This is a genomic window from Streptomyces cinereospinus (genome assembly GCF_042430725.1).
GTDB classification, from domain to species: domain Bacteria; phylum Actinomycetota; class Actinomycetes; order Streptomycetales; family Streptomycetaceae; genus Streptomyces; species Streptomyces cinereospinus.
Window position 1 is genome coordinate 144,421 of the sequence record NZ_JBHMCY010000003.1, and the last position, 17,862, is coordinate 162,282.

General features: G+C 74.1%; 17 protein-coding genes. 1 reads left to right on the forward strand and 16 read right to left on the reverse strand.

Annotated elements, in window-relative coordinates; all coding sequences use genetic code 11:
* Positions 1 to 2: 2 nt before the first annotated feature.
* The 13 genes from rpsJ to ACFF45_RS02625 all read right to left on the reverse strand — a co-directional run bounded on the left by rpsJ (position 3) and on the right by ACFF45_RS02625 (position 15,672).
* Complete coding sequence (rpsJ, locus tag ACFF45_RS02565) at positions 3 to 311, reverse strand: 30S ribosomal protein S10 (RefSeq protein WP_003948644.1); 309 nt, start codon at positions 309 to 311, stop codon at positions 3 to 5.
* Between the two features lie 477 nt (positions 312 to 788).
* A complete protein-coding gene (locus ACFF45_RS02570; protein ID WP_381341257.1) occupies positions 789 to 1,271 on the reverse strand; it encodes an FAD synthase family protein in 483 nt (160 codons plus the stop codon).
* On the reverse strand, positions 1,271 to 2,809 hold the full coding sequence (locus ACFF45_RS02575) for a fibronectin type III domain-containing protein (RefSeq protein ID WP_381341260.1): 1,539 nt from the start codon (positions 2,807 to 2,809) through the stop codon (positions 1,271 to 1,273). Before ACFF45_RS02575 ends, ACFF45_RS02570 begins: the two co-directional genes overlap by 1 nt.
* A gap of 74 nt (positions 2,810 to 2,883) precedes the next feature.
* Complete coding sequence (locus tag ACFF45_RS02580; RefSeq protein WP_381341262.1) at positions 2,884 to 4,440, reverse strand: oligosaccharide flippase family protein; 1,557 nt, start codon at positions 4,438 to 4,440, stop codon at positions 2,884 to 2,886.
* Entirely contained in the window at positions 4,437 to 6,071 is a 1,635-nt protein-coding gene (locus ACFF45_RS02585) for a hypothetical protein (protein ID WP_381341265.1), read from the reverse strand. Before ACFF45_RS02585 ends, ACFF45_RS02580 begins: the two co-directional genes overlap by 4 nt.
* 13 nt (positions 6,072 to 6,084) lie before the next feature.
* The gene (locus ACFF45_RS02590) at positions 6,085 to 7,524 is read right to left on the reverse strand and encodes a hypothetical protein (RefSeq protein ID WP_381341268.1); all 1,440 of its coding nucleotides are present in this window, start codon (positions 7,522 to 7,524) and stop codon (positions 6,085 to 6,087) included.
* A gap of 129 nt (positions 7,525 to 7,653) precedes the next feature.
* Complete coding sequence (locus ACFF45_RS02595; protein ID WP_381341270.1) at positions 7,654 to 8,877, reverse strand: glycosyltransferase family 4 protein; 1,224 nt, start codon at positions 8,875 to 8,877, stop codon at positions 7,654 to 7,656.
* Positions 8,878 to 8,902: 25 nt separating this feature from the next.
* On the reverse strand, positions 8,903 to 9,883 hold the full coding sequence (locus ACFF45_RS02600; protein ID WP_381341273.1) for an NAD-dependent epimerase/dehydratase family protein: 981 nt from the start codon (positions 9,881 to 9,883) through the stop codon (positions 8,903 to 8,905).
* A 148-nt stretch (positions 9,884 to 10,031) separates the two neighbouring features.
* Positions 10,032 to 10,817 carry a CDP-alcohol phosphatidyltransferase family protein gene (locus ACFF45_RS02605; RefSeq protein ID WP_381341276.1) on the reverse strand — a complete coding sequence of 262 codons (786 nt, stop codon included), beginning with the start codon at positions 10,815 to 10,817 and terminating at the stop codon, positions 10,032 to 10,034.
* Between the two features lie 50 nt (positions 10,818 to 10,867).
* Positions 10,868 to 11,680 carry a class I SAM-dependent methyltransferase gene (locus tag ACFF45_RS02610; protein ID WP_381341279.1) on the reverse strand — a complete coding sequence of 271 codons (813 nt, stop codon included), beginning with the start codon at positions 11,678 to 11,680 and terminating at the stop codon, positions 10,868 to 10,870.
* Complete coding sequence (locus ACFF45_RS02615; protein WP_381341282.1) at positions 11,677 to 13,452, reverse strand: glycosyltransferase; 1,776 nt, start codon at positions 13,450 to 13,452, stop codon at positions 11,677 to 11,679. The genes ACFF45_RS02610 and ACFF45_RS02615 overlap by 4 nt, the downstream gene beginning before the upstream one ends.
* The gene (locus ACFF45_RS02620) at positions 13,449 to 14,039 is read right to left on the reverse strand and encodes an LbetaH domain-containing protein (RefSeq protein WP_381341285.1); all 591 of its coding nucleotides are present in this window, start codon (positions 14,037 to 14,039) and stop codon (positions 13,449 to 13,451) included. Before ACFF45_RS02620 ends, ACFF45_RS02615 begins: the two co-directional genes overlap by 4 nt.
* A gap of 160 nt (positions 14,040 to 14,199) precedes the next feature.
* Positions 14,200 to 15,672, reverse strand: a complete 1,473-nt coding sequence (locus tag ACFF45_RS02625) for a sugar transferase (protein WP_381341287.1) — start codon at positions 15,670 to 15,672, stop codon at positions 14,200 to 14,202.
* A 381-nt stretch (positions 15,673 to 16,053) separates the two neighbouring features.
* Here ACFF45_RS02625 and ACFF45_RS02630 point away from each other — a divergent pair, with 381 nt between their 5' ends.
* Positions 16,054 to 16,587, forward strand: a complete 534-nt coding sequence (locus tag ACFF45_RS02630; RefSeq protein ID WP_381341289.1) for a hypothetical protein — start codon at positions 16,054 to 16,056, stop codon at positions 16,585 to 16,587.
* Positions 16,588 to 16,807: 220 nt separating this feature from the next.
* Here the strand turns inward: ACFF45_RS02630 and ACFF45_RS02635 are convergent, their stop codons facing one another.
* From ACFF45_RS02635 to ACFF45_RS02645, 3 genes are all read right to left on the reverse strand, one after another.
* Positions 16,808 to 17,056, reverse strand: coding sequence for a hypothetical protein (locus ACFF45_RS02635; RefSeq protein ID WP_381341292.1), 249 nt, complete (start codon positions 17,054 to 17,056; stop codon positions 16,808 to 16,810).
* A gap of 90 nt (positions 17,057 to 17,146) precedes the next feature.
* Positions 17,147 to 17,398 (reverse strand): hypothetical protein, encoded by a 252-nt coding sequence (locus tag ACFF45_RS02640; protein WP_381341295.1) that lies wholly within the window; start codon positions 17,396 to 17,398, stop codon positions 17,147 to 17,149.
* A 189-nt stretch (positions 17,399 to 17,587) separates the two neighbouring features.
* Complete coding sequence (locus ACFF45_RS02645; protein ID WP_381341298.1) at positions 17,588 to 17,791, reverse strand: DUF397 domain-containing protein; 204 nt, start codon at positions 17,789 to 17,791, stop codon at positions 17,588 to 17,590.
* Positions 17,792 to 17,862: the final 71 nt, after the last annotated feature.

Sequence of the window (17,862 nt, forward strand, 5' to 3'; positions counted from 1 at the left end):
CCTCAGAGCTTGATCTCGATGTCGACACCGGCCGGGAGGTCGAGTCGCATCAGAGAGTCAACGGTCTTGGGGGTCGGGTCGAGGATGTCGATCAGGCGCTTGTGCGTGCGCATCTCGAAGTGCTCGCGCGAGTCCTTGTACTTGTGCGGCGACTTGATGACGCAGTACACGTTCTTCTCAGTGGGCAGCGGCACCGGGCCCGCGACCGACGCACCAGTGCGGGTCACCGTCTCGACGATCTTCTTCGCCGAGGAGTCGATGACCTCGTGGTCGTAGGCCTTGAGCCGGATGCGGATCTTCTGTCCCGCCATGGCTGCTTCGTAGTCCTGTCTCTCTACAGCTCTGGAGCCCGGCATTCCGCCCCCTTCTCCGACCCACGCGGTCGGGCGTGTCGCACTCCCGCTGACACAGATGCCCCGTGTTCGAACATCCCTGCGGGATTGACACGGCCCTGCCGGAACCGTGAACCGGGGACGAGAGGCCCACCGGGCGCCTGGCCGGTGCCGCGCCCACGCTTCCCGGAAGATTCCCGTACGTCCGCCCCTGATCAGGGGCGACGAGTACTGTGGGACTCGCTTCCGGTCCTCCCGGCGGGAGGCGCGCAGCATCAACACTCGACCGAGCAACTCGGACAGTCTGCCATATGGGGCAGGGCGGGCGCCAATCGAGCCGGAGAGAATACCCCGGGGGTGACGCAGGTCAAACGCGGGCGCCTCCGGACGCGCCGCCCGGCACGGCCGGCGCGCTCCCCGTTCCCGCGCGGGAAGGGGGAGCGCGTCAGCCGGACGCTACTCGGGCCGCGCCAGGACCTCCGTCCCGGCCCGCGCCGCCCGGGGCCCGCCGCCCGGCCCCCCGGCCAGCAGGTCGAGGGCGTGGCGGAGCAGCGTGCTGGAGGTGTGCGCGGTGTAGGGGAAGTAGACGACCTCGACGCCGACTTCGGAGAACTCCGCCTCCAGCCGCGTCCAGACGCCCGTGCCGGCCCAGTCGTCCCCCTTGAAGATCACGTCGAAGCCGACGCTCCGCCAGATCTCGATCTTGTCGTCGACGGTGGCGACGAAGGTCTCGTCCACGTAGCGGACGCTGCGGACGATCTCCAGCCGCTCGGCCAGCGGCACGACGGGCGGCCTGCCCTTCAGCCGCTCCACCAGGTCGTCGGCGCAGACGCCCGCGACCAGGCGGTCGCAGTGCCCCCGGGCCCGGCGCAGGATGTTGAGGTGGCCGACGTGGAACAGGTCGAAGACCCCGGGCGCGTAGCCGAGCCGCTCCCCCATCACAGGCCCTGTGCCGACCGCGGGCCGGCGGCCGCGGTGACGTCGACCGGCGCCGACTGCGGCGAGGTGTTCTCCCCGTCGGTGACGGCGATCGTGTACCGGTGCCGGGAGCCGGGGGTGACGGGGTCCGCGTACGTCATGTCGGGGCGGTCCCAGGAGGTGGAGGCCTGCTTCCGGGCCGCCACGCGGACGCCGTCCCGGTAGATCAGGTACGTCAGCTCCGCGTCGTCGCGGTCCCAGGCGGCCCGCCAGGTCAGGGTGGTCCGGCGCGGGCCCGAGTCCGCTGCCCGGAGGCGGGGCGGGTCCTCCGGGGCCCCGGTGTCCGGGCCGGCCGCGAAGCGCGTCAGGCTCTGCTGCGGCCGGTCGTTGACCGTGGTGAACTCGCCGCCGGCCCAGAGCGTCCCCTCGGCCATCACCAGCGCGCGGGGGCCGTTCTGCTCGCCGGTCCCCCCGTTGGTGTCGGGGAACCAGTGCAGGAGGCGTCCGTCGCCGGCCGAGTTGGCCAGGAAGTGCTGGCGGTCGTGGTGTTCGGGGAAGCCGCCGGGCGTACGGCTGCAGTCGTGCGCGTGCGACCCGCTGTAGAGGACACCGCCGTGCACGACCACGGCCTGGGTGGCGCCCAGGCAGTAGTCCTTCCAGACCATCTCGCCGCCGGACAGCCGGCCGGCGAGCCGGCCGTCGAAGATGCCCGTCCCGCGGCCCTCGGCGCCGACGTAGAAGTGCGTGTCGTCGCGGGCGATCGACCGCACCGACGAGCGCCTGGGCAGCCAGCCCGGGTACGAGGTCACGGTGGCGCCGGTGGACGGGTGGAGGGCGACCAGGGCGTGCTGCTCGGCCCCGTTGACCTCGTTGAACTCGCCGCCGACGAGGAGCTTGCCGTGTTCGGGCGCGGCCTTCAGGGCCCGGACCGGGGCGTCGATGTCCGCGGCGAACGGCAGCAGCGCGCCGTCGGGGCGGAAGGCGGCGACGCGGGCCCTGGCCTTGCCGTCGGCCAGCATGAAGTCGCCCCCCAGGTACACCGCGCCGTCCGTCGTCTCGATGGCCCGGACGAACGACGACATGGCGGGCCGGAAGTCGCTGCGCAGCGAGCAGTCGGCCGTGTTCAGAGCCGCCGCACTGGCCACCGGCGTGCCGGCGGCCGTGGTGAACGAGCCGCCCGCGTAGAGCACCGCGCCGTCGCGGGACGCCTTCAGCGCCCGCACGGTGTCGCCGCCGCCGGCGAAGGACGGGGCGCACGGCAGCAGGGCGCCGCTGCGGGCGTCGAACGCGGCGAAGTTCTCGCGGGCGACCTCGTTCTCGCCCGGCTGCGCGCCGGGCGGGCGGACGCTGTCGAACGTGCCGCCGACGTACACGACACCGCGCGCGTACTCGACCGTCCAGACGATGCCGTCCGTCTGCCATGTCGCCGACGGGTCCGCGGTCAGGGTCTCGTCGCCGCCGGCCGCCCGGGCGGGGGCGGTCATGAGCGTGGCGGCCGCGAGCAGGACCGCGGCGCAGACGGTCGTGGCGTGCCTCGTCGTGCGTTTTCTCAGGCGCATGGAACATCCCGGATGGCAGGAGGTGTGGGTGGTGAGGGGGAAGAAGGTGCGGCGGTTTCGGCCCTGCGACGGCCCTATGAGGCGCGTTCGCGCAGCACACCGACGAGCTCACGCACTCCCAGCGGGGCACGAAATCGCCACAAACCTATACCGAATGCACACAATCCCCCGGTGATTGCGACGGTAAGTCCGACGGTCGTGTCACCTGCCAGCAGCCGGGCGGCGAGCAGCGGGGGCACCGTCAGGCACAGTCCCGTGGCGGTCGCCAGCAGGTAGCCCTCGTCGACGAACGTGAAGCCCGGGTGCCGCCGCACCAGCGCGGCCGAGACGAGGTTCTCGACGACGATCGCCGCCGCCCAGGACAGCGCCGCTCCCATGACGCCCAGCCGGGGAACGGCCAGCACGCCGACCGTCAGCTGCACGGCGAACGCGGCCCCGGTGACCGCCAGGTGCCAGGAGCTGCGGCCGGCCATGAGCAGCACCGTCTGGGCGTTGCCGACCCCGACGTTGGCCGCGGAGGCGACGCAGAGCACGACCAGCGCGTCCGCGCCCTGCTCGAACTCCGGCCCGAACAGGGACAGCACGGTGCCGGGGAAGCTCGACAGGAGGGCGAGCAGCGGCCAGGAGAACAGCACGATCCAGCGCGTCGAGACCCGGTGCAGCCGGCAGGCCTGGGCGGGGTCGCCCACGGCGAGCAGGCGGCTGATCTCCGGCGCGACGGCCAGCCGGACGGCGAGCTGGATCAGCGTCGCCGCGACGACGACCCGGCCGACGGCCGTGTAGATGCCCGCCTCCTCGCTCGTCGCCAGGCCCGACAGCAGGACGACGCCCACCCACACCGCGCCGATGTCGAAGACCGACGAGACGGCCCGGGGCGCGGCGAACGCCCAGAAGCCCGGCCCGGCGGCGGCCCCGGCGGGCCCCGGCGGACGGCCGCCCTGCGGCGGTGCCGTCGTACGGCGGCACCGCCGCAGGGCGGCCCAGGCGACGACGGCGCCGGCCAGGGTGGGGACCAGCCAGGCGGCGGCCAGGCCGAGCACGCCCGGCGCCAGCAGCGCGACGGGGACGGCGATCAGGACGCGCAGGACCGGCTTGCCGATCTGCTCGACCCCGACGAACGGGACCACGGTGCCGTACCCCTGGGTGGCGCCCAGCAGGATCAGGGTGACCGAGGCCAGGGGAAGGAACAGGGCGAACAGCCGGACCAGGGTGACCGCGTCGCCGGGGGGAAGGTCCGGCAGCAGCGCGGTGGCCGTCCGGGGCGACAGGAACAGCAGCGCGGCCGCCGCGGTGCTCACCGCCGCCCCGGGGAGCACCGCGCTGCGCAGCAGCGCCCCCACCCGGCGGCCGCCGCTGGTGGCCAGGTCCCGGGAGACGAAGCGCACCAGCCCGGTGTCGGCGCCGAGCTTGCAGGTGTTGCCGAGGATGGTGAAGACGGCGACACCGGTGAACACCGCCCCCGCCCCGGAGGCCCCGAGGGCGCGGGTGACCAGGGCGACGAGGGCGTAGCCGAAGACGGCGTTGACCGTCGAGCCGAGGAAGCCCCACCAGCCGCCCCGGGCGGTGGCGGCGATCCCGCACCGGGCGGCCGGGCCGCCGGTGACGGGCACGGCCGTGCCGGAGGCGCTCACCGGGAGACGCTGAGTCTGTCGTCGTGCGCGGGCGCGGGCAGCTCCCCGACCAGGTCGCCGACCCGTGTGGAGGGTGCCGCGGCCGGCTCTTGCCGCCGCAGCCGGCGGCGCCGGACGGCGTCCGCGGCGCGGCGGAGCGGACCGCGGCGGGCGCCGCTGTCGAGCACCGCGCCCAGGAGGTGCCCGCCCGAGCAGTCGATCAGCTCCCGCACCCGTCTGAGGTCGTCGCGCCGGGACCGGTCCAGCCGGCCCGCCACGAGGACACCGTCCACGCGCTGGGCCACCGCGAGGGCGTCGGTGTGCGCCAGCAGCGGCCGGGTGACGAACAGCACCGGCCTGCCGGACCCGGCGTACGGCAGGGCGCGCGTCACCACGGGGGCCGCCGGTCCGTCGGCACCGCCGGGGCCGCGGCCGTCCGGGAGGAGCACGAACCGCCCGGCCGTGCCCGCGTCGACGACCGCGCCGCCCTCGGGGGCACCGGCCGGCAGGGCGGCACCGGCGGGCAGCGGCAGCCGCGCCGGCAGGCCGGAGGCGCTCGCGGTGGCGTCCACCAGCAGTACCTCGTCGCCGGACTCGGCGAACGCGGCGGCGAGGTTCACCGCGGCGGCTTCGGCGTCGCGGTCCTCCTTGGGCGCCACGACCAGCAGTGTGCCGGGGGCGGTGGCGCCGGCGGCGGTGCCGGAAGCGGTGCGGCCCTCGGCGGCGCGCAGCCGGAAGGCGAGGGTCCGGTAGGCCTCCGCGCGGCTGCCGCCGGCCCGGCCGACCACCAGCAGGTCGGCGTCGTCCGCGTCCGGGCCCGGGAGGATGCCCAGCACCGGGGCGCCCAGCGCGGCCTGGACCTCGCCGACCGAGCGGGCCCGCGGCTCCAGGGCGGAGCGCAGCCAGGCGAGCAGCAGGCCGAGCAGGAGACCGCCGGCCAGGCCCAGGCCCAGCAGCCAGGCGGGGCCGGGGCCGGAGGGCCGCGCCGGCGGCTCGGCCCGGCGCACGACGTCCCCGCCGCTGGTGTCGTAGGACCTGAGGTCCGAGGCCCGCTTCTGCAGCGCGCCGACCTGGTCCCGCAGGGCGGCCGCCGACGCGGCGTCGTCGGACTTCGCGTCGATCCGCCGGGTCAGCAGGGCGATCTGCTGTTCCAGACCGCTCGTCATCCGCCGCACCATGGCCCTGGTGCGGTCCTGCCGGTCGGCGAGGTAGGCCTCCGCGAACGCGTTGGTCACCCGGGCGGCCCGCTTCGCGCTGCCCGCCGTGTACTCGAACCTGAGCACCTGGGTGTCCGGGGGGTTGGTGACGCGCAGGTCCGCCTGGAGCGCGGCGGCCTTCGACGGCCGGCCGAGGGCCCGCGCCGCGCGGGCCGCGACGGTGGCGCTGAGCGCGATCTGCCGTTCCGTGCCCATGCTGACCTGGTTGTCGGCCGCCACGCCGAAGGTGCTGAACGGGTCCGTCCGGGAGCGGACGAGCACCTCGCCGGCGGAGCGGTAGCTGCCCGCGCTCAGCAGCACCAGCAGCGCGCCGCCGAGCAGCCCCAGGACCAGGCCCGTCGCGATGGTCGCGCGGTACCTGAGCAGCCGGCGCAGCTGGTCGCGGAGCTGGTCCGGTTCGTCGTACCGGTCGTCGTGGCTGGCGGGGCTGGTCACGGAGCCTCCTGGGTCAGGGGGTGGGAGCGTGGCCCGCCCTGGCGGGCGGCCGCGCCGGTGACCGGGCCGGGGACGGCCGGGCGACGGCGCGCGTGGTGAGGAAGAGCGGAACCGCGAGGAGCAGCAGCAGGGGTCCGACGACCGCCATGAGGCTGCCGCGCAGGAGCACCAGCTGGTAGAAGGCGACGGCGGGGACCAGGAGGGCGGCCAGCGTGCCGGGCCCGCCGCGCAGCCGTGCCCGCAGGCCGTCCACGCGGCGTCCGGCCGCGCCCAGCAGGCAGAAGACGGCGACCACGCACGGGGCGCCGCCCCACAGGTAGGCCTCGATCCACAGCGGTGCGGAGAGGTTGTGGAAGTCGTAGCCCGCGTACTGGGCGAGTTCGATGCCCGTGGTCTGCGGTTTCCCGGGCCACAGGGAGCGGGGCACCATGAACAGCACCGGCCCGAGCGCGGCCGCCGGGGAGAACCCGTTGTCGCGTACGTAGTCCAGCCCGGTCTGCATCTGCTGGAAGGCGTCGTAGTCCATGGTGGTGCTGAACTGTTCCGTCAGGGTCAGCACCCGCACGGCTTCGCGCTCGTCGTACCGGAAGTGGTCGCTGTAGGGGAAGACGAGCAGCACCCCGGCCGTGAGGGCCGCGGCGGCGGCGCGGAAGGCGCGCGGGCCGCTGAACCGGCGCCCGGAGAACAGCAGGGCCAGCAGGACGGTCCCGGCCCAGAAACGGGGCCTGCTGACCGGGTTGTTGACGACGGCGTTGAGCGCGAGCAGGGCCGGGAGGAGCATCCAGCGCAGTCCCCGCAGCAGCCGGTCCCCGGACGGCAGCCGCGGCAGGTGCGTCAGGGCCGCCAGCGCCCAGAACGCGGGTACGGACAGCACCCACACGCGCAGCGCCCGCGCCGAGTCCTCCTCCGCGCCCGACTGCCGCAGGGCCTCCCGGCTGGTGAAGAACGCCGGCAGGCCGCCCTCCTGGAGCGGGATCATGACGGCCGCGAGGACCAGTGACAGGCCGCACAGCAGCAGCACGGGAGTGGGCGCGAGCCTGCGGGACAGCAGGGGCCCGAGGACGGCCGACGGGCCCGCGCGGCGGGCGGCGAGGGCCGCGCCGCCGCTGTAGGCGAGCAGCCCGAGCTCGGTCAGCGCCGCGGCGGCGAAGGCGGTGGAGTCGTCGGTGCGGTGGTCCAGGGGGTAGGTGTCGGTGGCGAGCATGGCGAGCGGGGCGAGCCCGAGCCAGACGTAGGTGAAGAGCCAGAAGCCGAAGGCGGCCAGCCGCACCGAGGTGTCGGTGAGGACCCGGGTGAGCGCCGTTCCGGCGTGCGCGACGACGACGCACTGCACGGCGAGCGCGGCGCCGAACCGCGCGTCGGGGGTGAGCAGGACCAGCACCGGCAGCAGGACGGTCAGCAGGAGCGACCAGCAGCACACCGCCGCGACGCAACGCTTTCCACTGGCCGGCACCTGCACCCCCGGTCGAACAAAGCAAACGGAACAGAACGGTTGCCCGTGGGATTTATATCCCAGCCGACGGAATGGCCGACTGTATTTCACAGGAGTGTTGCGCCGGACAGTGATTATTATGAATGACTATTACTGCACCGCGTTGCCCCGCTGCGGCGTTCGGGAGCCGCTCACCGCACGCAGAATGCGCTCGAATCGCGAGGCGCAGTCGCCGAGCGCGAACTCCCGCTCGGCCAGCGCCCGGCTCTCCTTGCCCAGCGCCTCGGCGCGCCCCGGGTCCGCCAGGACCTCGCGGACCCAGCGCGCCGCCGCGTCGAGCGAGGCCTCCTCGGGCGGGAACACCGCCGAACCGGCCTGGCGGAGCAGGTGGGCGGCCAGGTTGCCGGCCGGCATCAGCCCCAGCACGGGGCGCCCGGCGCACAGGTAGGACAGCGTCTTGGAGGGCACCGAGAACTCCCCGGCGCCCGCCGCCAGCAGCACCACGAGCACGTCCCCCGAGGCGAGGACCTCGGGCAGCCGCCCGTAGGGCTGGAACGGCAGCAGGGTCAGGTCGACCCCGCGGGCGGCGGCGGCCTCCCTGAGCACCGGCACCGCCGGGCCGTCGTTGACGACGACGAGCCGGACCGGTGCGCCCTGCGCCCGCAGCCGCTCGGCCAGCCGGACCAGCAGGACGGGGTGGTGCTTGAGGCCGAGGGTGCCCGAGTACAGCACGGTCCGGACGCCGGTCAGGCCGTGCCCCGCCGACCAGGCGTTGTCGCGCGGCACGGGGTGGATCTCGTCCAGCGGCGCCCAGTTGGGGATGACGGTGACCTTGCCGGCCGTGCCCCAGTCCCGGTGGACCCGCACGAAGGAGTCGGCGATCACCACGATCGCCGCGGCGCGGCGCGCCGCCCACCGCTCGGCGCGCTCGACGACCCCGGCGGCGACGCCCATCAGCTTCGAGACGCCGGCGGCGGCGAAGCTGCGCAGCGCGACGGCGGTGACGTCCTGGTGCCACAGCACCCACGGCACGCGCAGCGCCCGCGCCGCCAGCGCGGCCACGGCCAGGGCCGGGACGGGCAGGTTGCCGAGCATCGCCGCGTCCGGCCGCTCCCGCCGCAGCTGCCGGGCCAGTTCGGCGCCGAGCCGGATCTCCTGGAAGAGGCGGTGGACGTAGGCGTCCTTGCGCAGCACGGTGCGCTCGCCGATGGTGGCGAAGCGCAGCCCGTCGACCGCGTCACCGCCGAGGTCGCCCTTGCCGGAGACGTAGGCCACGCAGGTGGAGTGCACGACATCGTGGCCGCGGCGGGCCAGCTCGCGGCTGAGCTGGGCCTGGAACGGGTGGCCGCTGTAGTCGTGGAGGAGGATCTTCATCGGCCGCACCCCTGCCGTGCGCGGCTCACTGGCCGGCGCGCTTGACCTGGTCGTAGACCCAGGCGTACGTCTTCTCCAGGCCGTCGGCGAGGGAGATCGAGGGCTCCCAGCCGTACAGCTCGCGGATCAGGGTGTTGTCGGAGTTGCGGCCGCGCACGCCCTGCGGGGCGTCCAGGTGGTACGTGCGCTCGCAGCGGACGCCGGCGATCTCCTCGACGACGTCGACCAGCCGGTCGACGGTGACCAGTTCGCCGGAGCCGAGGTTGACCGGGACGCCGTGCTCCCCCCTCATGATCAGCTGCGTGCCGCGCAGGCAGTCGTCGACGTACATGAAGGAACGGGTCTGCCGGCCGTCGCCCCAGACATCGATCCGGTGCTCGCCGGTGAGGACCGCCTCGGCGACCTTGCGGCACACGGCCGCCGGCGCCTTCTCACGGCCCCCGGTCCAGGTGCCCTCGGGGCCGTAGACGTTGTGGTAGCGCGCGACCCGGCAGGCGAACCCGAAGTCCTCCTCGAAGTGGCGGCACATGCGCTCGGAGAACAGCTTCTCCCAGCCGTAGCCGTCCTCGGGCTGGGCCGGGTACGCGTCCTGCTCGCGCAGCGCGGTGACGTCCGCGTCGGCCTGCTTCCCGGCGGCGTACACACAGGCGGAGGAGGAGTAGAAGTAGCGCTCCACGCCCGCCTCCCGCGCGGCCTTGAGCATGTGGGTGCTGGTCAGGACCGACAGCATGCAGGCGGCCTTGTTGTTCTCGATGAAACCCATGCCGCCCATGTCGGCGGCCAGCATGTACACCTGCCCGGCGTCCCGCACGGCCGCCCGGGCGCTGTCCAGGAGCGACAGGTCGGCGACGACGTTCTCGGCGCCGGGGTGCACCTGGTGCCAGGCGTGCCGCGGCTTGATGTCGACGCAGCGGACGGTCAGGCCCTGGGACAGCAGGCCGGCGGCGAGGTGCCCGCCGATGAATCCGCCGCCTCCGGCGACGACGACGTCCACCTGCTTGCTCATGGCAGCTCCTTCAAAAAGCCGGAAAGCCGGAAAGCGGGAGAGCCGGAGCGGAAATCCAGGAAGCGGAAATCCGGGAAGCCCGAATGACGGAGTCCCCGAACGCCCGGAAGCCGGATTGCCCGCATGCCGGTCCGATCTGCCTGGCAGATTAATCAGTGATCGTCCGAATTCTCGCGACCTGCCGCGCGTCCTCGTGTTCGGAGACGCCCGATGACTCCGTACGGGTACGTCGCGACAGCTCCCTGAACCATTTGGCGAGGAACGCCGGCAGCAGCACCGCGTGCGCCGCGAGCAGGGCGACGTACAGCGCGAGGAACACCGTCCGGTGGCCCAGGAACAGGAAGACGAGGCACAGCAGGCCGTAGTCCACGGGCAGCAGCGCCACGGCGCGGAGCGGGGAGGCCGGGGGCACCGGGCCGGGCGCCGCGCCGGGGCAGCGCCGGCCCAGCTGCTCCGTCAGGATGCCGCCGAAGAACAGCAGGACGGCGGCGAACTGGAAGGCGACCGGCACGAGCAGCAGGGCGGGGCACGGCAGCGCGAAGAAGCGGTGGAAGGAGATCAGCACCGCCGCGTGCACGCCCAGCAGCTTGGCGCAGTCGACCACGTGGTCCATCCACTCCCCGGACAGGCTGGCCGACCGGTGCAGCCGGGCCAGCTGGCCGTCCGCCGAGTCGAGCGCGAAGCCGAGGGCCAGGGCGAGGGCGACCCACCACCCGAGCGCGGGCGAGGGGGGCAGCAGGGCCGTGGCGGCGACGGCCGCGAAGGTCACCAGGGCGCTGACGAGGGTCACGTGGTTGGGCGCCAGCCCCATCCGGTGCGCCGCGGCCGCCAGCAACCGGCCGGCCGGCCGGTTGACGTACCGGGTGTAGACGGAGACGCCCCGGGCGGGTTTCTGCGTCTTCGAGAGCTGTCTCAGTGCGCTGGGGAAGTCCATGCTCGCGACCTCGTGCTGAGGAGGAGGGAGGGTCACCGCCGGCCCGGCCCTCAACGGCGTCCGTGCGCGCGGACCCCGAAGTCCGACGCGGGGAAGTACCGCTCCCCCACCGCCTGGAGCAGTGCGGACTGCGTCGACCAGTACCGCTCGACCCGGACGGCCGAGAACGCCGCGGCGAGCCGGCTCCGGACGGCCTCCTCGTCGACGCCCTGCCGTACGACGTGGTACTCCACCATGTCGGACGGGTTCGCCTCGTCGTGGACGCCGCGCAGCCGCCGCAGCCGGGTGGCCATCCCCCGGCGGTACTCGCCCTGCGCCAGCCGCCACCCGAAGTAGGCGCCCCGGTCCAGGGCCAGGGACAGCCGGAAGCGCCGGGGGTACCACAACGGGTCCTGGAAGCTGAGGAAGGCCCCGCCCGGGGCGACCCGGCCGACCAGCCGGTCGACCGTCCCCAGGTAGTCGGGGATGTGGTGCAGCACGGAGATGCAGACGACGGCGTCGACCGGGCCGCCGCCGAAGACGGCCTCGCCGTGCGGGTCGTGCTCGACGGTGACCCTGCCGTTGTGCCGGAAGCGGTGGCGCAGGAACTCCGCGCTCGGCGCGCTCATCTCCGTGACCTGCACCTCGGCCCCGGCCGCCAGCAGATGGTCGGTGAAGCACCCGTGGCCCGCCCCGACCTCGACGGCCCGGCACCGGCCGTTCCGGGTGAGGATCTCGCCCACCAGCTCGTGGATGCGCCGGACCACCCTGTCCCGGACGCTGTGGTGGAGGATGTGCGGGGAGCCCTTCGCGTAGTCGTGCCCGGTGTCGTGGCCGCACTGCTGGAGCTCACCCATGGAGGGCTTGGTCGCCGTGGTGCTCATCCGCTGAAAATAGGCTTCCGGGCCGGGTCCGCCGCGTCGACGGGCGGGCCGGCCGGCAGATCCGTCCCATTGGACTCGCCCGGTCGCCGCCCGCCGGCCGCGCGCCGGTAGATCTCCTCCAGCCGGTCCGTCACCGCGTGCACGGAGTATGCCTCCCGCACGGCCCGGCGCCCCGCCGCGGCGAGCGCCCGCCGCCTGCCCTCGTCGGCGAGGAGCGCGCACACCGCGTCGGCCAGCTGCCGGGGGCTGCCGTCGGTGACCACGGCCGCGCCCCGGCGCGCCAGCTCCTCCGCGATGCCGCAGGTGTCGGTGCACACCACGGGGGTGCCCGCGGCGAGCGCCTCGATCACCGTCATGCCGAAGGGCTCGTCCACGCTGGGCAGGACGTAGACGGCCGCGCGCGCGTAGGCCCGTACCGCCTCCGCGTGCGCCAGGGCGCCGCCGTAGGAGACGACTCCCTCCAGCCCGTGCCCGGCGATGAGCCGGCGTACCCCGGCCAGCGTCCCTTCGTCGGCCCCGTGGAGGGTGAAGCGGGCGTCGGGCATCCGCCGGTGGGCCAGGGCGGCCATCTCGACGAACGCCTGGGGACGTTTGCGGGGGTGCAGCCGGGCGAGGAAGAGCACTTCCGGCGCCTCCTGCCCGTCCCGCACCTTCTGCCCGCCTTGCCTCTCCTGCACGCCCCGCGCCTCCTGTGCGACCTGCACCCTCTGTCCGCCCAGCACCTCCTGCACGCCTTGCCCCACCTGCACGCCTTGCCCCACCTGCACGTCCGGCGCCTCCTGCACGCCCGGCACTTCCTGCCCGTCCTGCACCCTTTGTCCACTCAGCACCTCCTGCACGCCTTGCCCCACCTGCACGCCCCGCGCCTCCCGCACGCCCGGCACCTCCTGCACGCCCAGCGCCTCCTGCACGGCGTGCACCCTCTGTCCGTCCTGCACCCTCTGTCCGCCCCGCGCCTCCTGCACGCCTTGCCCCACCTGCACGCCGCGCGCCTCCTGCACGGCGTGCACCCTCTGTCCCCCCGGCGCCTCCCGCACGCCTTGCCTCACCTGCACGCCCCGCGCCTCCCGCACGGCGTGTGCCTTCGGCGCCTCCGGCTCACGCCCTCGGCGCCCGGCCCCGTCCGTACGCCCCGCCGCGTCCGCGTGCCCCGCCCCGTCCGCACACTCCACCGCGTCCGCACCCCCCTGCCCCGCCCCGTCCGTTCGCCCCGCCCCGTCCGCATGCCCCGGCCGTACCCCGTTGGGCAGGATCACCAGTGGCGGGCCGCCGTCGCCGACGACCTCGGCCACGGCCGCCCGCTCCCGTCCGGTGAGGACCAGGCAGGCCCGCGCCCGCCGCAGCAGTGGCACGTACAGCCGGTCGAACAGCCGGGCCACGGCCGTGTGCCGGGGCTGCACCATGCCGTGCGTCTGGGCGACGAACGGCCTGCGCCGCAGCACGGCGACGGCCAGCGCGGCGAGGGTGACGAGGTCGCGCCCCGCGTGCACGTGGACCACGTCCGCCCCGCCCATGGCCCGCCACAGGTCCCGCACCAGCAGCGGGTGCATCAGCCCGGTGAACCGCCCGGGGAGCAGGGAGCGCGCGGGGCGCGTCCGCAGCGGCACCGGGCCGATGCGCGCCGGTGCCGGGCCCCCGCCGCGCCACAGGGAGACCAGCGTGACGTCGTGGCCCCGCGCGGCGCACTCCGCCAGCTGCCCGGCGGCCACACTCGTCGGGCCGCCGTACGCCCCGTCGTCGCTGACCAGGGTCACCACGTGGACGATCCTCATGCCCCGCCCCCCGCGGTGACGACCGCGCCCGCGGCGACGTCGCGGCGGGCGACCGCCGAGGCGCCCACCACCGCCCCGCGGCCGACCGTGACGCCGCGCAGCACGACGGAGCGGGCCGCGACCCAGGCGCCCGGCTCCAGGCGGATGGGCCCGTTGTCGAACTCGAAGGTGGGGTGGTGGTGTTGATGGCTTCCGGTGCACAGCAACGCGCCCTGCGAGACGCACACGTCGTTGCCGATGGTGATCTGCTCCAGATTGAGCAGCCAGGCGTCCTCGCCGATCCACACGTCGTCGCCGACCGACAGCCGCCACGGCCAGTGCACCCGGACCCCGCGCCGGATCAGCACCCGCCGCCCGACGCGCGCCCCGAAGGCGCGCAGCACCGCCGGCCGCCAGCGGGCCGGGAACCACCACTTGACGAACAGCAGGTGCAGGACGGCGAACCAGACGGCCTGGACGAGCAGGGGGCGCCCCTTGTCGTAGCCCGCTCCCGTGAACCCCCGCAGGGAGCGCTCGGCGGCCCTGCGGCCGGCCCGGCCCGCACCGACCGGCGTACCGGGCGGCGCCGCGGTCTCTGTCCCTGCCATGGTGACGGCCCTTCCTGAGTTGGACGATATGCGCATTTACGTATGGTTATTGACGTATCGTGCTACGGCCTCGACGGCGCACACCACGACCCGGCGGTGTGTCGCCGCCGCACTCGGCCGCCCGGAAGAGCCCGGGGCGCCCGATCGGCCGCCCCCGGCCTCAGTAGGCCCCGCGCCCGTCCAGTACGGCGCGGACCGTGCGGGCCATGACGGAGATGTCCCAGGCCCAGGACCAGTTGTCCACGTACCGCAGGTCGAGCGAGACGGTCTCCTGCCAGGACAGGTCGGACCGCCCGCTGACCTGCCACAGTCCGGTGAGGCCCGGCTTCACGCTCAGCCGGCGCATCTCGACCGGGTCGTAGCCGGCGACCTCCTCGGGGAGCGGCGGGCGGGGTCCCACCAGAGACATGTGCCCCAGCAGCACGTTGACCAGCTGCGGCAGCTCGTCCAGCGAGGAGCGGCGCAGGAAGCGGCCGACGGGGGTGACCCGGGGGTCGCGGCGCAGCTTGAACATGTGGCCGTCGTGCTCGTTGGCGGCGGCCAGGTCGTGCTTCATCCGGTCCGCGTCCACCACCATGGTCCGGAACTTCCACATGGGGAACGGCGCTCCGCCCCGGCCGACCCGCGTCTGGCGGTAGATCACCGGCCCGGCCGAGCCGGTCCGCACGACCAGCGCCAGCAGCGCGAACAGCGGGGCGAGCAGGACGAGCAGCAGCAGCGCGCCGACCCGGTCCGTGACCGCCTTCAGCACCGCCGGCAGTCCGCGGCGCGCCGGCGGAGCGATGTGCAGCAGGGTGAGCCCGGCCGCGGAGGTCAGCCGCACCCGGCGCCGGGCCACCTCGACGATGCCCGGCAGGACCATGAGCGGGCAGCCCCGGTCGTGCACCGCCCAGGAGAGCCGGCGCAGCCGGTGACCGGACATGTGCCGGCCCGCGGCGGCGAAGACCAGGTCGGCGCCGAGCGTCTCGGCCGCGCCGGTCACCGGGCCGGCGTCCTCGTCGGGGGCGAGCGGCGGCCCGGCCCGCAGCCGGGCGGCCACCGGCACACCGGACTCCACCTCGCCGTCGCCCACCACACAGGCGCCGACCACCACGTACTCGTGGTCGGTGCGCTCGGCGAGCTGCTCGACCACGGCGTCCACCGCGGGCGCCTCGCCGATCACCAGGACGCGCCGCAGCGCCCGGGCGTGCCGCCGCACGGCCATCAGATGACGGTGAATCACTTTGCGGCACACCACCGTGGCCGCCAGCGACGGCAGCAGCGCGGCGGGTGTCGCGGCGGGCAGCGCGCCGGTCCCCGGCACGGCGCCCAGGACGGCCAGGACGCCGAGCAGCAGCAGCCAGTCCCGCACGACCGGCCCGACCGAGGCGCCCTCGCCCCATGTCCACGGTGGACAGCGGCGGGTGGCGAGGCCGGCGAGCATCCAGACGGCGGTGATCACCAGCGCGTGCCGGACGGGGTGCGCGTGGCCGGCCGTGGCGAGCGCCAGCGCCGTCGGCAGCGCCACCGCGGCAAAGTCGGCGCAGACCGCGATCGGTACGTGCCGCCCGTCTCCCGGTTCTCTGCGCGAGGTGGTGCGGTGCGGTGCGAGAGGGACCGCCGGCCCCGGCATCGCGCTGCTGAACTGCCGCATGGTTCTCCCTGTGACCCCGGCCCCCGGCGAAGACGCCGGGCGCGCCGCGACGGAGGGGCTGGAGCAGCTCAGTCGCTCCACGTGACGGTTATATCAACTTTTTTGCATGCCTGTCCTATTTAGCATGTCCTCTTTACGGAAAGCCTGATCAGTCACGAACCCATTCCCTTACCCGGTGACGCGGCGGCCGCACTCCTCCTTTCCGGCGTTCCGGGCGCTCGGATGGCGTAGAGGGCGCACCCTTCACGGGGTGGCGGCGCCCGGTTTGTGCACATGATCGGTGTGCCCGGCGGCGGATGAAGGTACAGAACTCGAACTGCCGATGGAAGAGGCGCGAGAGTCCGCGGGGGCAGACCCAAGACACAAGGAGGAGTACTCGTCATGCGAGTAGCTACCCGCGCAAAGGCCGCGTCGCGGCGCGCGAAGTTCAGCGTGCGGCTCGCCGGCATCGGCCTGACCAGCGCGGTCGCCCTCGGCCTCGCCGCCGGTCCCGCGTCGGCGCAGCCCGGCCCCCCCAGCGGCGAGGGTGTGCAGCCCATCGAGTGCGCGCCGGGCAACCCGGCGTGCCCCGACGGCAACCCGACCTTCGCGGACCTGGAGGAGTACGGCTTCGGCGACTTCCCCTGCCTGGGCGGCCCGATCCGGATCGAGAACCCGCAGGAGGGCGACCAGGCAGGCCCGGTGACCATCACCAACATCGACCCGGACAACACCTTCGACTTCACCGTCGACGAGGACTTCGCGGTCATCGGCGTCATCGTCAAGGGCGGCCCGAACGCCAACGTCTACGACTACCGGCCCAACGGCATCCAGGAAGACACCAACCTGCACGCGCCGGTCAACCCGAACAACAACACGTTCTACGGGCTGAGCTACATCGACTTCTGCTACGTTCCGGACGGCAACAACACCTGACAGCCCGTCACCCGGAGACCACGCCGACCACGGAGGGCCCGGGGCGTCCCGGGCCCTTTCCGGACGCGGTGGACGGGTGTCTTCCGCAAGTGGCCCGCGGAGATCACGCCGGCCTGCCGACCACGCCGGTGCGCCGGTCCCGGCCTTCCGTCACGTCCCTCAGCCGGACGCCGATACGGCGGTCCGGAGGGTACCGGCGACGGCGGGGACCACCCGGCCGTCATGCGGACGCGAAGCGACCGTAGGCCTCCAGGCGCAGGCCGGCGTCGCCACCCAGCCACTCCCCGGTGTCCGGCTCGAAGGGGACCGGTATCCCGCCCTCGGCCTCGGCGATGAAGGGCATCTCGACCGTGTCCCACACGAACGCGCGCAGGAAGGCCGCGAAGCCCCCGTCGAAGTGGGCGATGCCGGACCCCCGGCTCGGGCGGCCCGCGACGGTCCAGCGGTCCGGGTCGTCACCGCACGTCACCCAGTACAGTCCGTCGCCGCCCGTGGTGAAGCCCCACGGCAGCCACCCGTCGGGCTCTTGGAAAGAGCGGCACGCGGGGCGCCGCCCCGGTCAGCCCGGCGCGCGTACGGGCGTTGCGGCGCTCCTGGTCCAGGTGCGCGGCCAGCTCGGTGTAGCCGTTCTCGACTCCAGGCACGCAATGATCAAGTAGTCGTCGAACGCACCCGACCCGAACCAGTACACGTACTCCTTGTAGTCCGTCGGCAACCGGGTCCCCACGGCGGCCTCGGCCCGGTCCCAGTCCACCTGGTAGCGCCGCGGGGCGGTCAGACCCGCGGCGCGGGCGAGTTCCTCGATGCTCACGGCGTTCCTCCAGAACGGCGATCGAACGGCAGGGGGCGGCCCGCGGAGCAAGTATCAGACGGTGCGCCACGGAAGACCTCATCGGCACTCGAAGCCCTCAGCTGCGGATCACCGACCCCGCAGAGGCGCTCGGACGGCTGGCGGAGGCACTCCCACCGAACGGGCCCAGGCACACCAGGACCCGCTCGGTCACCCTCGCGAGGCGTACGCCACAAAGGCCGACCAGGCACCGGGCGCGAGCACCAGCCGCGGACCGGCCTGCTGCTTGGAGTCGCGGATGTGGACGGTGAGGGGGGTGGCTATCTCGACGCAGTCGTTGCCATCGCCGCTGCTGTAACTGCTCTTGAACCACGCCAGTGGGGCAGCGCTCCCGGCAGCGGTCTTGTGCATCATGTGTCCGACGAGTCCGGCCACGGCCTCCCCCTCGTCACCGCCCTCGCCGATGACTGCGGGCGTGACACAGG